Genomic DNA, 14,211 nt, shown 5'->3' with positions numbered 1-14,211 from the left:
CTCAGAGAGGTTTGCTGATGGCAGCGCCGGTGGGCACGGCGCTTGGCGCCGCCAGCACGGCAGAGGGCGAAGTCTTGGCAAAAAACACCAGGATCGCGGCGAGCACCGAGGTGCCGGCCAGGCCGTAGAGGCCGCCCTGGATCGAGCCGGTGGTTTGTTCCAGGAAGCCAAAGGTGGTCGGCGCGACAAAGCCGCCGAGGTTGCCGATGGAGTTGATCAGCGCGATCACCGCCGCCGCGATGCGCACATCCAGGTAGCCCTGGGGGATCGGCCAGAACAGCGACGACGCCGACTTGAAGCCGATGGCCGCAAAGCAGATCGCCACAAAGGCAAACACCGGCCCGCCGGTGGTGGACATGAACATGCCCGCCGCCGCAATCAATAACGCCGCCGCGACCCAGGCCTGCTGGAACTTGAACTTGCTCGACAGCGATGCGAAAGCGTACATGGCGATGATCGAGATCAGCCACGGGATCGAGTTGAAGAACCCCACCTGCACATCACTCAGGTCGCCCATCTTCTTGATGATGCTCGGCAGCCAGAAGGTGGCGGCGTAGATCGTCAATTGGATGCAGAAGTACAGGGCGCAGAACAGCAGGATCTGGCGATCCTTGAGCAGCTTGCCGAGGGTCGGCTTGACCGTCGTCAGCGCCTCACGCTCGCGCTGTTCGCGGTCGATGGCGTTGACCAGCGCGTCCTGTTCCTCGCGGGTCATCCATTTGGCGTCGTGGGGTTTGGAGTCTAGCCAGAACCACACAAAGAACCCCAGCGCCACAGAGGCCAAACCTTCGATGGCAAACATCCACTGCCAGCCGTGGAAGCCGAAGCCCTCGATCTGCAACAGCGCGCCCGACAACGGCCCGGAAATCAGCGACGCAACCGCCGAGCCGCTGAGGAAAATCGCGATGGCCTTTCCGCGCTCGGCAGCGGGCAGCCAACGGGTGAAGTAGTAGATCACGCCGGGGAAGAAACCCGCCTCGGCCACGCCCAGCAGGAAGCGCAGGATGTAGAAGTGGGTTTCGTTCTGGATGAACGCCATCAGCGTGGCGACGATGCCCCAGGTGAACATGATGCGGGTCAGCCAGATCCGTGCGCCGACCTTTTGCAGCAACATATTGGAGGGGACTTCGAAGAGCGCGTAGCCAATGAAAAACAGCCCGGCACCAAAGCCGTACGCCGCCGCGCCGATGCCCAGGTCGTGTTCCATGTGCGTGCGCACAAAGCCGATATTGACCCGGTCGATGTAGTTGAGGATGAACATGATCACGAACAGTGGGAGCACATGGCTCTTCACTTTGCTCACGGCGCGCGTGAGGGGTGGAATCATTGTCTGGTGCGGCAGATGCATGGTTTGAATTGTTCACAATTCAAAACTCCCCCTGATTATTTTTATGCGGGTTTGCGTGTTTTGTTGATAGACATCATACAAGTGGTTTTCTGCGGTCTGCAATGCGGTGGTAGGCGATTTTGTTCTTATAAGGCCAGAAGATGATTGCCTATTTTGGTTATTTACGCTGTTTTTAATGGGGTTTTATGGGTTTTCAGCAGGTAGATGATTCGCGGGAAAGCAATGAGCCTGAAAATCGAAAGGGTGGGTTGTCAGATTGGTTGTCATACAAGTTGATCGCCTTTTCAATCAACCCAGCGTCACCTCCGGGCAGGGTGTTAAGCTCCCTCCCAGCCCAACCCCGTGGACCCGTCACGATGCCCATTGAAAGCGCGCCTACTGTGCGTAAACGCTCCAGCAACCTCGCCCAAGGTGTGGTTGAAGCGCTGACCCAGCGCATCCTGCTCGGGCAGTTGCAGCCCGGTGAAAAACTGCCGTCCGAATCCACCATCGTGGCCGAGCATGGTGTCAGCCGCACCGTGGTGCGCGAGGCACTGTCCAAGTTGCAGGCGTCGGGGTTGGTGGAGACGCGCCACGGCATCGGCACCTTTGTCTTGGCGCCGCAAGCGCAGTCCGGGCTGCGCCTGCATGTGGACACGCTGGCCAGCGTGCGTAGCATGCTGGAGTTGCGCCTGGGCCTGGAGGTGCAAGCCGTGGCGCTGGCCGCCCAGCGCCGCAGCGACGAGCAACTGGCGCGCATGCGCGAAGTGCTGAGCGACTACCAGGCTTCCCTGGCCAACAACGACAGCTGTGTGGAAGAGGACAAACGCTTCCACCAATTGATCGCCGAAGCCACCGGCAATACCTTCTTCAGTGAAATCATGCTGCACCTGGGCAATGCGATGATTCCGCGCACTCAGGTCAAGGCCGCCGAACGCGGTGGCGCGGACTTCGCCCAATTGGGGCAATTGGCGCACCTGGAGCATGAGGCGATCTTCAACGCGATCAAGCGCCAGGACCCGGACGCTGCACGCGCCGCGATGGTGCTGCACTTGACCAATAGCCGCGATCGTTTTTCGGGAGAGTAGGGCAGTTGAACCAACACACTTTATCCGCGCGCCTGGAGCGCGTGGCGGCAAACGTGCCCTTGGGCGCGCGCCTGGCCGATATCGGCTCCGACCATGGCTACTTGCCGGTGGCCTTGCTGCGCCGGGGTGCGATCAGCGCGGCGGTGGCCGGCGAAGTGGCGACCACGCCGTTTCATGCCGCCCAACGCACGGTGCGTGACAACGGCCTGGAGCAGCACGTCACGGTGCGCCTGGCCAACGGCCTGGCGGCCATCGAAGCGCAAGACCGCATCACTGCAATCAGTATTTGCGGCATGGGCGGTGAGACCATCCGCGACATCCTCGACAGTGGCAAGGCGCATCTCAGCAGCCACGAGCGGTTGATCCTGCAACCCAATGGCGGCGAGCAACCGCTGCGCCAATGGTTGATGGACAACGGCTACGCCATCCTCACTGAAGAGTTGCTGCACGAAAACCGTTTCTACTACGAAATCATCGTTGCCGAGCGCAGCGAGCAGGTGCAGTACAGTGCCGAGCAACTGTACTTTGGCCCGCTGCAAATGCAGGCGCGCAGCCCGGCATTTTTGGCCAAGTGGCAACGCATGCTGCGCCAGAAACAGAAGACCCTCGCCAGCCTTGAACAGGCGCGCCAGGCAGTACCCGAGACGACGCTACAAGAGATCGCCCAACAGGCCCGCTGGATCACCGCGCTGCTGGCCGAACAGACCGTTATTCAATAAGGATTCCCGCAATGGCAGACGCCACCGACCCAGCTTTTTATGACCGCGCAGACGCGCATATCGAACTCTCCAACGAGCAACTCAAGGCTGAGGAAAACCTTGGCCAGATCAGCGCCTCGATGATGTTTGGCACCACCCGCTTCAATGCCTGGGCCAGTGCGCGCAACTTCAAGTCCGGCGCGGAAATGGCCGAGGCGCGGGAGGCGATGTTGAAGTATTTCTGCGATCAGTACCGGATGATGCTTGAGGATAATCTGGATGATCACATCAACAATTTCGACCGGTACATGCTCGCCAAGACACCAGAGTAAGCGGGCCTGATGAAGTCCAAAAAATGTGGGAGCGGGCTTGCTCGCGAACGCGGTGTGTCAGTTGCAGGTGTGCTGACTGATCCACCGCTTTCGCGAGCAAGCCCGCTCCCACATCTAGATTTGTGGTGTTTGTCCGAGCGGCGCCAAATGGTTACAGGTTGGCCCGCAGTGTTGAGTGCTTTTGCCCCATTTCAGGGCGTGTTCCGTGCGCTATCAGCGTGCAGCCCCGCCTATCTCCTGCCTCTCTACCCACGGCCCGTATCTTGCTAGAGCCAAGCTAATCAATGACATGGCGTTTTGCCGTTAGTCATTTCAAGGCTTTGCCCAGCGGTGCACCGCCTGGGTCGTTTTTGGGGAGTGGTCGGACATGCACAGCCTTTTATCACCCGGTATCCGCCTGCTCGGCCGTTTTGGTTTTGCGCGCAAGTTCCAGATCCTGTTCCTCCTGTTCATGCTGCCCCTGGCTGGCAGCCTGTGGATGATCGGGCAGGACTATCGCGCCAAATTGAGCGTGATCTCCAGCGAGCAGTCCGGCGTTCGCCAACTGCTGGCCCTGGATGCGCTGGACGGCCAATTGACCGCCCAGCGCAACCTGGCCGCGCGCTGGAAAGCCGCCGACATCCTGCACGCACCCACCCCGGCGGCGAAGGCGGCGATGGACAAGGTCGATGCCAATTACCCGCTGCTGTTGCAAAACCTGCAAACCCTGGGCGAGTCGCTGAAAGCCCAGCACGCCAGCGCCGACATCCTCGCGCGCTTCGAGGCGTTGCAGGCCACCGTCAAAGGCATGGATTCCCAATCCCTGCGCACCGTGGGCTGGTGGCCGGACGGCTATGACCGCTTCACCTCGGCCCTGACGGCCATGCAAACCCTGCGCGAGCAGGTGACCCTGGACACTGGCCTGATCCTCGATCCCTGGCTGGAAACCTACCTGCTGATGCAGATTTCCACCCAGCACACCCCTGACCTGATCGAGCGTGTCGGGCGCATGGCCAGTGTGGGGCAATCGTCTATCGCGTCCGGGCAGTTCACCTTGCAAAGCCGCTTGCAGATGCGCGACCTGCGCGGCCGCATCGGCGACGCGCGCGACCAGTTGGTCAAGGCCGCCGCGTCGCTCAAGGCCAAGCAGTACGCGGGCATGGAGGTATGGACCGCGCAATATGACAACAGCCTGCAAACCCTCGACAACCAGCTCAAGGTCCTTGATGACGGCGTGTTCGGCGGCACCATCAAGCTCGACACGGCCGCCTTCGAAGGCAGTGTCGATGCCATGCTCGGCAGCCTGGGTGCCCTGCGCAACCAGTCGCTGACGTCCCTGGACGCGCGCCTCGGCCACTACCACGATCGTTCCCTCCAGCAGATCGTGCCCGTGGCCGCGACGTTCAGCCTGCTGGCGTTGGCGGCGCTGTACCTGTTCATGTGCCTGCAAGCCTCGATCCGCCGCAGCGCCAGTGGCATCACCACGCTGGCGGAGTCGCTGCGTGACGGCAACCTCTGCGTGGAAGTGGCGGTGCAGGGGCGTGACGAACTGGCGGCCATCAGCACCGCGCTGAACGTCGCCGTGGTGCAGTTGCGCACCAGCCTGCTGGGGGTCAATCACGAGACGCAGCAGTTGGGCTCGGCGGTGCTCACCCTCAATGCGCAATCGGGCAGCACTCTCAACGAAGTCGAAGACCAGCAACAGCAAATCAGCCAGATTGCCGCCGCTGCCACCCAACTGGCCGCGACCTCCCTGGGCGTCGCCCGTAGCTGCGAACAAGCGTCGGGCAGCGCCCAGCAGACCCGGCGCATCGCCGAAGACAGCAGCCGTGACAGCCAACGCACCACGGCCAGCATCCAGCAACTCAACGGGCGCCTGACGGACACCGCCAACGCCCTGGAGCAAGTCAGCCAGCAGGGCCAGCAGATTCAATCGGTGGTGGACACCATTCGCGGCATCGCCGAGCAGACCAACCTGCTGGCGCTCAACGCGGCCATCGAAGCCGCCCGCGCCGGCGAGCAGGGGCGCGGCTTCGCCGTGGTGGCGGATGAAGTGCGCAGCCTGTCGCAACGCACCCAGGCCTCCACCGCACAGATCGCCGGCACGGTGGACAGCCTGCGTGCGACGGTGAGCCAGGCGGTCACCCTGATGGGCGCCGCGTGCGAACAAGCGCTGACGGACGCGGCGTCGGTCACCGGGCTCGGCACACGCCTGGGCGAGATCGCCGGCGCGGTGCAGAACGTCACCGACACCCTGGCGCAAATCGCCACAGCGGTCGAAGAACAGGCCGCGACGGCGGACGAAGTGAGCGGCAATATCCAGCAAGTGGACCAGGCGGCGGGGCGTTTGCTCGATGGTGCGCGAGCGGTGAACCGTGCGGCGGACACCCTGAGCAAGGGCAGCCAGGCCCTAAGTGACAACACCGCACGATTCCGGCTGGGCTGAGATCTCCTGTGGGAGCGGGCTTGCTCGCGAAGGCGGTGGTTCAGTCACCCGATGTATTGACTGACACACCGCATTCGCGAGCAAGCCCGCTCCCACACAAGCCAGCTCCCACATTTAGATCTTCAATGGCCGGTAGATAGCGTAGTCTCCTGCTGCACTCCCTTTCATTCGCCCTGCGGAGCCCTGCCATGATCACCGTCCATCACCTCAACAATTCCCGCTCGCAACGCATCCTCTGGCTGCTCGAAGAACTCGGCCTGCCGTACCAGATCAAGCGTTACCAGCGCGACCCGAAAACCAACCTCGCCCCGCCGGAACTCAAGGCCATCCACCCGCTGGGCAAGTCCCCGGTGATTGAGGACGGCGGCCAGGTGCTGATCGAGTCTGCTGCGATCATCGACTATCTGATCCGCCGCCATGGCGCAGGTCGTCTGCAACCCGATCCGGCCACCGCCACTTACGATCAGTACGTGCAATGGCTGCACTTCGCCGAAGGTTCGGCCATGCTGCCGTTGATGCTCAACCTCTACGTCGGCCGCCTGGGTGACGCAGGTGCGCCGCTGCATCCGCGGATCGAGTCGGAAGTGGCCAACTACCTGGGTTACTTGAACGACGTGCTGGGACAGACGCCGTATCTGGTTGGGGATGAGTTGAGTGGTGCAGATATCCAGATGAGCTTTATCGGCGAAGTCGCCGGGGCCCAGGGCAAGTTGCAGGCGTATCCGAACCTGGCGGCGTGGGTGCAGAAATTCCAGGCGCGGCCGGCTTATCGCAAAGCGGTAGAGCAGGGCGGTGAGTACGCGTTCGCCAAGTAAGGCCGTTCAGGGGGCAAGTGTGCCCCCATTCCCCGCAATTACTGCCCTTCGAAACGCTGCAACGAAAACGACGATAGATCCAGGTCACTCTCCCCGCGCATGCACCACTGCGCAAACGCCTCGCCCAGCGCCGCCGAATGCTTGAAGCCATGCCCCGAGCAGGGCGACACCACCAGCGTGTGCTGCAAGGTTGGGTGCGCGTCGATGATGAAGTGATGATCCGGCGTCACTGTGTAGGCGCACACCGCCGACTTGACCACCTCGGCCGTGAGCCCGGCAATTCGCCCTTGAACCTGTTGCTCATACATCTCCCGCTGCTGCGCGGGTGAGACGCTGCGGTCCAGCGTCTCGGGGGTCGAAGCGGTGTGATATTGCGCCGTAGCCACTTTCAAGCTGCCCTCGCCAGGCAAGGCCGGGAAACCGTAGTTGGTCTGGTCCGGGCCATGGGTGAGGATAAACGTCGGTGAGGCCCCCACCAGTTGCGCGTCGGGCTCGGTCGCGAACCAGAACAATTGTTGGCGATACACGCTGAGCAGCCGGTCAAACGGCGCCCCGAGCAAACCGCCGGCCCAGTTGCCCGCACTCACCACCAACTTGTCGGCCTGCAAGGTGCGCTGGTCAGTGGTCACCGTGACGCCGTGCGCATCCGAGCGGATATCGGTCACGGTTTCGCCCTTGTACAGCGTTGCGCCGTGTTGCTCGGCCAGCCGCAGTTGCACCTCGATACACCGCTCGGGCCGCACAAAACCGCCTTCGGGCTCGTAGTAGCCGATGGCGTTGTCCGCGACCTGGGCAAATTGCGGGAAGCGCTGGCGGATCTGCTGGGCGTCCAGCACCTCATGGGCGATCCCGTAGGTTTGCGCCAGGCCAATGGTGCGCAGGGTGAAGTCGCTGGCATCGCTGGGGTCGAAATCCGCGTGGGACGTCAACACCAACAGCCCCGACTGCTCGAACAAGGCCTCCCCCGACAACGCCTCCAGCTCGCGCCAGATGCGGTGTGAGTTGCGCACGATCGGCACGTACTGCGCGCCTTCGCCCACCGACAGGCGGGTGATGCGCGTGTCGCCATGGCTTGAGCCTAGCGTGTGGGGCGGGTGATGACGGTCGATGCCGGCGACCTTTACGCCGGCTTTGGCCAGTTGGTACACCGTGGCGGCACCCATGGCGCCAAGGCCGATGACGAGCGCTTCATATCGTTCCAAGGTTGATACTCGCTTCAGAGGCTGGGTTGACTAGCGAACCACGTCAAACGCGGTGTATTCGTTCACATAGTGCGTCTGGCTCGACGTCGATTCCAGCGTCAGGGCAACGCCCAGGTCTTCGATAAACACCCGTGCGGTCGTGTAGTCACCCTGGTCGCAGGCCAGTTTGATCGCGTCGCCGGTCAGCGCGGCAAACACCTGGCGTGCCGGAATGCGCGCGCCGACGGTGCAGGTCAGCGACGTCTCGATGGGCTTGTCGGTGGCGCGGGCGGGCAGGTTGACCATGCGCAAACGAGCTGTCAGCGTCTGCCCCGGCGCCCAACTGGCCGGTACCTTCAGCTCGGCTTCACGGGTTTGCAGCACCCGGCCATCGCCGACGCCGTTCATTTTCGATTTCAACTGGATCAGGTCTGCCTGAGTCAGGCGGTCCACGTTGAAAGTCTGGCCGTAGACCTCGTTCTTCACCAGCAAGCCACCCTCGGCCTTGAAGGTGACCGAGGTCGGCAGGTCTTTGCTGCCGTCGCCTTTCTTCGACAGGTAGGTGTAACTCAGGGTCTTGAATTTCGGTTGCAGCAGCGGTGCACCAAGCTGCTGGCGCACGTTGGTCGGCACCTCGACATCGCTGATATTCGTCTCGGCCTGCGTGCGCGGGTAGTCCACCGGCGCGATGTCTGGCCGCAACCGCGCCAACAGCCCGGCGTTGACGCCACCCTGTACCGAGCAACTCACCCGCGACTGCGTGCCGTGTTTGCCCTCCGGCTCGACGATCAGCACACGTTCCACCTGGCGTATGCCGGGGGCCTTGCCCGGTTGCGGTTTGATGAGCTGCCAGCCGTCGCCCACCTTGAGCTCGCTGCGGGTGTATTCCCCTTCGCCTTTTTGCAGCGCCCCGGGCTGTTCCAGCAGCGGTGCGAGGCGCTTGGCGACCTCGTCCACGCCGCCGTCGACAATAAAGCCCCAGTAATAAAACAGCCCCAGCGGCCCGAGGTCGGTGACTTCGTCGCTGTAAGACAACAGCTTCAAACCCGCGATGGGCGGTGCGCTGATCGGCACCCGATTGGCGTTGTGGTCGGTACGGTTTCTGACGGCGATCCAGGTGAAGTTTTTCTCCTGCTTGAGCGGCGCATAGGCCTGCCAGGCGTCACGGTGGGTGTTCAGGCTGCTGAAGAAACTCGCATCGCAGCGGGTGAAGGCCTTGAGCGTGTCGGTCAGCACGGCATCGGCGGCGTGGGCGAGGGTGGGCAGCAGCAGGGCGGTGGTCAGGGCAGCGGCGGAAAACGGCAACTTCATGGGGCGGGATTTCCGTATCAAAAAGGCGAGAGACAGGGCAGGGCATTATCCAGCAGTTGGGCGGCGGGCTCTAGTTGGCTGCGCGGGTCAGGCGCAAGCGCCAGTTGCCGCCGTGCTGGGCGTGGCACGCCTCTTCCGAGTCGAGTTGCACGCAACGCTTCAGCGGCACGGGCGGGATATCGGCGGCGTGCAGCGCGATGGCAGTGAGGTCGCGGATGTGTGCATCCAAACCTGTGGCCAGGGCGTGATCCTTGCTGGCCCGCGTGTCGAAGACCCAGGTGATGACCAGGCTCTGGGGGAAGTCGGCGTAGTTGACGGTGTGGGTCAGCCAATCGAAGCCCGGGATTTGCGCCTTGGCGGTTTCGCAGGCGTCGGTGAGCGCGGCGACCAAGTCGCGTTCGATGCGGGCGCTGTCGCGTTTTGATAGGGCCACGGAAAGCTCCAGTTGAAGGCAAGGGCCGCAGGTTAGCAGGGTATGGGGGCAGTTTCAGCCGCGACGAATTTCCAATTAGTTGTAGAGATGCCGGCAGGGATCATCAATACCCTGACCAGGAAGACGTTGCTCGTAATTAGCGGAGTGGATAGCTATGAAGAACGTAAAATGCTTGCTGGCAGCAGGTGCAATACCCTGGGTGCTAATGACCTCCCAGGCGTTCGGGTTTGGAGAGACGCACAATAAGGCGTGCCAAGACGCATGGTCCAAAAGCCAGGCCTACGCCACATGCTCCGGGTGGGGATGGACGGAACGGCAAGGCGATATGTGCACACTTCGGCAAACCTGTGGTGGCGGCAGCCCAAAACCGGCGAACACCAACACACTTCCCAGCGTTTTTGAATACAACCAGGCAACCGATGGTAGCTACAGCGTGCCCATTGATAAGGTGCGCGAATTGAATAATTGCGGCGGCGTACTTGTTACGGGGAACTGTCCGAAATAGCGCAGCGGCTGCACCGTGCCGCTGTCAATCATGGCGCCGGGCCGAAAACCGTGAATGGGCAGTCCGTCACCGAAGCTCTCCGGCAGACGTTGCCCTCGTCCCAGTTTGCCCCTGTCCCACGAGGGAGTACCGGGAAACGCTGAGACATCCTTAAAAACGCAAATTGCTCCGGGCCTTCGTAATCGCAGGCCACGAAGTAATACTCTGGCTGGCCTGGGCTTGCCTGACCCGTACGGATAGCTGCCGATTCAAACTTCATCCCCTTGAGGTAGTGCTCTTCTGCAAGCGGGTTCTCGCCGTGCCATCCGCTGCCCGGCGCGATAGCAGAGTAGCTATAGCCTTGCGCCTCCTTGGTCTGATGGATGCTTCCTATGCCCGGGCACATGTTGGCGACGCTGGGGGCATTGTCGCTGGACGTGCAGGCGACCAGGCCGGCCAACACCGCTGGATACAGCGCAGCCCTGACGGCTGTGGCGAGGGAGGGTGAGAACGAGCGAAAGGTGGGCATGGCAAGTTCCTCGGTTGACGGCACTTCACTCTGAGCGGCGGTGACCGAGATGGCTACTGTCACATCTGACAGTTCTATAGATGGATTCAGAATAACCATTGTGGTGCTGTAGCGCTGGCCTGCGCCTCACGCCTGCTGCCTCAGCGCACTGATGATGAAGGCATGCAGGCTATTGACCGCCTTGGACCCCCGCGAGGCTCGGCTGCGTAGAATCGACACTTCCATAGGCTCGATATTTCCCAAACCATGCTCACTGCCCAAGACCTGAAGCGATGCCTGCACGGTGCACTGTGTGATCGCGGCAATCGCCAGTCCGCCTTCAACGGCTGCTACTTGGCCAGCCAGGCTGGAGCTGTTGTACACCACCTTGAACTGGCGGCCCTGCTGGGCCAGTGAGTTCACCGCATAGCGCCGCGCCAGGCTGGCGCTTTCGTACACGGCGATGGGCACCGGGTCGCGTCGCCATAGTTCAAACTGCGGCGACCCCACCCAGACCATCGGCTCATGGAACAGAAACGTGCCACTTTGCGGCGAGTCCCTGGACACCAGGGCCAGATCAAGATCGCCGCTGCGCAACCGTGGGATGAGTGCGGTCGATTGTTCACAGGTCAGTTCGATGTCCACCCCCGCGTGGCGCGGCGCAAAGCGTTTGAGCAGCGGCGTGAGGTACTTGGCGGCGTAGTCCTCTGCCACGCCCAGGCGGATGCGCCCCGTCAACGCCTCCCCATGAAACGCCGCCTGGGTCTCGGCATGCAGCGCCAGCATACGTCGCGCATAGCCCAGCAGCGTCTGGCCGTCATCGGTCAGTTGCAGGTGGCGTGGGCCTCGGTTCAACAAGGGCCGCCCCAGCGCCGTTTCGAGTTTTTTCATCTGCATGCTCACGGCCGACTGCGATCGGTTGACCTCATGGGCCGCACCCGACAGCGAACCAGCGTCCACCACCGCGACAAAACACTTGAGCCAATCAATCTGCAAATCGCTGGAAGGCATCGCGCTGACCTCTATTCGTTAATCGAATGACTGTGCTGTGAATTATGCGCTTTTCAGGGTCGTTGTTCCCTCGCAATATGCAGGCTTAAATCAACCGCTACCGGACCTGATAATGCCCTTCGACACCTGGTTGCTGTACCTGATTACCTGCTGCGGCATCGCGGTCGTGCCGGGGCCCAACGCCTTGTTGGCGTTGACCCACGGCGCGATTCACGGGCGGCGCCGGACGCTGTTCACCATCAGCGGCGGCGTGCTCGGCTTTGCCCTGGTGCTGTCGCTGTGTGCGTTGGGCCTGGGCGCGTTGATCCAGGCGTCGGCCGGCTGGTTCACGGCCTTGAAGATTGGGGGCGGGCTGTATCTGGTGTGGTTGGGCTTCGGGCTGTGGCGATCCGCGCCCGTCAGCCTGGAGATGGCCGGCGTGCCAAGCCTGCGGCGCTGGTCGCTGTTCCGCCAAGGGTTGGTGTCGGCCCTTTCAAATCCCAAGGCGTTGCTGTTGTTTACGGCGTTTATTCCGCCGTTTCTCGACCCCCACAGGAACCTTATCGCGCAGACGGCGGCGATTGCGCTGACCTACGCCGTGGTGGAGTTTTGCGTTGAATACATGGTGGCCAGCGCTGCCCACCGCGTGCGGCCGTGGTTGGCGCGGACCGGGCGGCGGTTCAATAAGGCGTGTGGTGGGTTTTTTGTGGTGTTTGGGTTGGCGTTGCCGATTCATAGTTGAGGAGGGGTAAAAGAAAGCTGTCACCACCGAACGTCTCCCTGTTTCGCGTGGTCACAGCTTTGCTGATAACCTGCTAATAGCTCAATGCCAGCTCCCCGGAGCCCCCCCCATGAAAACCCTACGCACCGCCTTCCCGGCCGCCTTCCCCCGTGGATCTTCCCGCGACTCGGAAACCGCGCTGTCGGACATCGAGTTCCTGCACCGCATCAGCCTGGACCTGATCGGCGAGCAAGACCTCGAAGCCCTCTATGGCAAGATCGTCGACGCCGCCGTGTCCATCACCGGCTCGCAATTCGGCACCATGCAGCTGCTCTGTCCCCAAGGCCATCCCTCGGGCCATGGCGGCGAACTGCAACTGCTGTGCTCGCGGGGCTTGCCGCCTGAGGCCGTAGGATTCTGGCAATGGGTGAGCCCAATGGCCTACAGCAGTTGCACCATGGCCCTGCAACTGGGCCAGCGCGCCATCATTCCCGACTTCGAAGAATGGGCCGACATCGCCGGCACCGAAGACTTGATCGCCTTCCGCCGCGCGGGCATCCGCTCGGCCCAGACCACCCCCTTGCGCTCGCGCGACGGGCGCCTGCTCGGCATGATCTCCACCCACTGGAGCGCGCCGCACCAACCGTCCGAACGCGACCTGCGCCTGCTCGACATCCTCGCCCGCCAAGCCGCCGACCTGCTGGAGCGCACCATCGCCGACGAAGCCCTGCGCGACGCCGAAGCCCAACTGCGCGCCCTCAACGAAACCCTCGAACAGCGTGTGGCCGAACGCACCGCCATGCTGATGCAGGCCGAAGAAAAACTGCGCCAATCACAGAAAATGGAAGCCGTCGGCCAACTCACCGGCGGCCTCGCCCACGACTTCAACAACCTGCTCGCCGGCATCTCCGGCGCGCTCGAACTGATGAACCGCCGTATCAGCCAAGGCCGCCTCAGCGACGTCGACAAATACATGGTCGCCGCCCAAGGCTCGGCCAAACGCGCCGCCGTCCTCACCCAACGCCTGCTGGCCTTCTCCCGCCGGCAAACTCTGGAACCGCGCGCCACCAACGTCAACACCCTGATGTACGGCATGGCCGAACTCATCCAACGCACGGCCGGCCCCGGCATCCAGATCGAAACCCTGGGCGCCGTTGACACCTGGACCGCCTTCGTCGACGTCAGCCAACTGGAAAATGCCCTGCTCAACCTGTGCATCAACGCCCGCGACGCCATGCCCGAAGGCGGCCGCATCCAACTGCAAACCAGCAACCACTGGCTCGATGCCAACACCGCCCGCGCCCACGACCTTGCCGAAGGCCCCTACCTGCGCCTGAGCGTCAGCGACACCGGCACCGGCATGTCGCCAGACGTCATGGCCCACGTGTTTGAACCCTTCTTCACCACCAAACCCATCGGCCAAGGCACCGGCTTGGGCCTGTCCATGATCTACGGGTTTGCCCAACAGTCGGGCGGGCAGGTGCATATCCAGTCCGCAGTGGGCGAGGGCACCTGCGTGTCCCTCTACCTCCCACGCCACCACGGCGCGGCGCCGGGGGACGAACTGACGCCAGGGCAAGCCCCGATTGAAGTCGCCCAACACGGCGAAACCGTATTGTTGGTGGACGACGAATCCACCGTACGCATGTTGCTGGCGGATGTGCTCGGCGAATTGGGCTACACCGTGATCGAAGCGGCGGACAGCGCGGCGGGGCTGAAACTGCTGCGCTCGGATGTGCATATTGATCTGCTGGTGACGGACGTGGGCTTGCCGGGCGGGGTGAATGTTGTTTTTTTTACCCATTTGGCGCTGGCGGCGGAGGGGATAGCGGAGTTGTCGGAGGGGGGTGTGTTGCGTAAAAAAAAAAAAGATTAACAGTGCGGTGGTAGGGAAAGTA

The 14,211-nt window shown here is 62.5% G+C and carries 11 protein-coding genes and 2 pseudogenes; 7 read left to right on the top strand and 6 right to left on the bottom strand.

Annotation, left to right across the window (positions count from 1 at the left end; translation table 11 throughout):
• Nucleotide 1 precedes the first annotated feature (1 nt).
• Nucleotides 2-1,364, bottom strand: a pseudogene (locus tag J1G37_RS20025) (MFS transporter).
• A 340-nt stretch (nucleotides 1,365-1,704) separates the two neighbouring features.
• On the opposite strand from J1G37_RS20025, the gene J1G37_RS20020 reads away from it, so the two are divergent.
• The 5 genes from J1G37_RS20020 (at nucleotide 1,705) to J1G37_RS20000 (ending at nucleotide 6,685) form a co-directional block, all read left to right on the top strand.
• Nucleotides 1,705-2,415, top strand: coding sequence for a FadR/GntR family transcriptional regulator (locus tag J1G37_RS20020; RefSeq protein ID WP_207044844.1), 711 nt, complete (start codon nucleotides 1,705-1,707; stop codon nucleotides 2,413-2,415).
• Between the two features lie 5 nt (nucleotides 2,416-2,420).
• Nucleotides 2,421-3,134 (top strand): tRNA (adenine(22)-N(1))-methyltransferase TrmK, encoded by a 714-nt coding sequence (locus J1G37_RS20015; protein WP_207044842.1) that lies wholly within the window; start codon nucleotides 2,421-2,423, stop codon nucleotides 3,132-3,134.
• 11 nt (nucleotides 3,135-3,145) lie between these two features.
• Entirely contained in the window at nucleotides 3,146-3,445 is a 300-nt protein-coding gene (locus J1G37_RS20010; RefSeq protein ID WP_207044840.1) for a DUF3144 domain-containing protein, read from the top strand.
• Between the two features lie 367 nt (nucleotides 3,446-3,812).
• Nucleotides 3,813-5,870: a methyl-accepting chemotaxis protein gene (locus tag J1G37_RS20005; protein ID WP_207044838.1), complete on the top strand. Its 2,058-nt coding sequence runs from the start codon at nucleotides 3,813-3,815 to the stop codon at nucleotides 5,868-5,870.
• Nucleotides 5,871-6,058: 188 nt separating this feature from the next.
• On the top strand, nucleotides 6,059-6,685 hold the full coding sequence (locus J1G37_RS20000; protein ID WP_207044835.1) for a glutathione S-transferase: 627 nt from the start codon (nucleotides 6,059-6,061) through the stop codon (nucleotides 6,683-6,685).
• Nucleotides 6,686-6,723: 38 nt separating this feature from the next.
• Here J1G37_RS20000 and solA read toward each other — a convergent pair whose 3' ends face one another.
• The 5 genes from solA to J1G37_RS19975 form a co-directional block, all read right to left on the bottom strand.
• On the bottom strand, nucleotides 6,724-7,887 hold the full coding sequence (gene solA / locus J1G37_RS19995; RefSeq protein WP_207044833.1) for an N-methyl-L-tryptophan oxidase: 1,164 nt from the start codon (nucleotides 7,885-7,887) through the stop codon (nucleotides 6,724-6,726).
• Nucleotides 7,888-7,917: 30 nt separating this feature from the next.
• A complete protein-coding gene (locus J1G37_RS19990; RefSeq protein WP_207044830.1) occupies nucleotides 7,918-9,177 on the bottom strand; it encodes a hypothetical protein in 1,260 nt (419 codons plus the stop codon).
• 70 nt (nucleotides 9,178-9,247) lie between these two features.
• Nucleotides 9,248-9,610: a hypothetical protein gene (locus tag J1G37_RS19985; RefSeq protein ID WP_207044826.1), complete on the bottom strand. Its 363-nt coding sequence runs from the start codon at nucleotides 9,608-9,610 to the stop codon at nucleotides 9,248-9,250.
• 533 nt (nucleotides 9,611-10,143) lie between these two features.
• Entirely contained in the window at nucleotides 10,144-10,623 is a 480-nt protein-coding gene (locus tag J1G37_RS19980) for a DUF3757 domain-containing protein (RefSeq protein WP_207044824.1), read from the bottom strand.
• A 126-nt stretch (nucleotides 10,624-10,749) separates the two neighbouring features.
• A complete protein-coding gene (locus J1G37_RS19975) occupies nucleotides 10,750-11,613 on the bottom strand; it encodes a LysR family transcriptional regulator (RefSeq protein ID WP_207044822.1) in 864 nt (287 codons plus the stop codon).
• A 112-nt stretch (nucleotides 11,614-11,725) separates the two neighbouring features.
• Here J1G37_RS19975 and J1G37_RS19970 point away from each other — a divergent pair, with 112 nt between their 5' ends.
• The gene (locus J1G37_RS19970) at nucleotides 11,726-12,334 is read left to right on the top strand and encodes a LysE family translocator (protein ID WP_207044820.1); all 609 of its coding nucleotides are present in this window, start codon (nucleotides 11,726-11,728) and stop codon (nucleotides 12,332-12,334) included.
• Nucleotides 12,335-12,443: 109 nt separating this feature from the next.
• A pseudogene (locus J1G37_RS29045) lies at nucleotides 12,444-14,099 on the top strand (ATP-binding protein); the annotation flags it as partial.
• Between the last annotated feature and the right edge of the window lie 112 nt (nucleotides 14,100-14,211).

It is taken from the genome of Pseudomonas sp. Marseille-Q1929 (assembly GCF_017316265.1).
GTDB lineage: Bacteria > Pseudomonadota > Gammaproteobacteria > Pseudomonadales > Pseudomonadaceae > Aquipseudomonas.
This window is presented reverse-complemented; position numbering and strand designations above follow the sequence as displayed.

Excerpts from the sequence above, each read along its gene's own strand:
- J1G37_RS20020 (WP_207044844.1), top strand. The coding sequence starts at position 1,705 with ATGCCCATTGAAAGCGCGCCTACTGTGCGTAAACGCTCCAGCAACCTC.
- J1G37_RS20010 (WP_207044840.1), top strand. The coding sequence starts at position 3,146 with ATGGCAGACGCCACCGACCCAGCTTTTTATGACCGCGCAGACGCGCAT.
- J1G37_RS20005 (WP_207044838.1), top strand. The coding sequence starts at position 3,813 with ATGCACAGCCTTTTATCACCCGGTATCCGCCTGCTCGGCCGTTTTGGT.
- J1G37_RS20000 (WP_207044835.1), top strand. The coding sequence starts at position 6,059 with ATGATCACCGTCCATCACCTCAACAATTCCCGCTCGCAACGCATCCTC.
- J1G37_RS19990 (WP_207044830.1), bottom strand. The coding sequence starts at position 9,177 with ATGAAGTTGCCGTTTTCCGCCGCTGCCCTGACCACCGCCCTGCTGCTG.
- J1G37_RS19980 (WP_207044824.1), bottom strand. The coding sequence starts at position 10,623 with ATGCCCACCTTTCGCTCGTTCTCACCCTCCCTCGCCACAGCCGTCAGG.
- J1G37_RS19975 (WP_207044822.1), bottom strand. The coding sequence starts at position 11,613 with ATGCCTTCCAGCGATTTGCAGATTGATTGGCTCAAGTGTTTTGTCGCG.
- J1G37_RS19970 (WP_207044820.1), top strand. The coding sequence starts at position 11,726 with ATGCCCTTCGACACCTGGTTGCTGTACCTGATTACCTGCTGCGGCATC.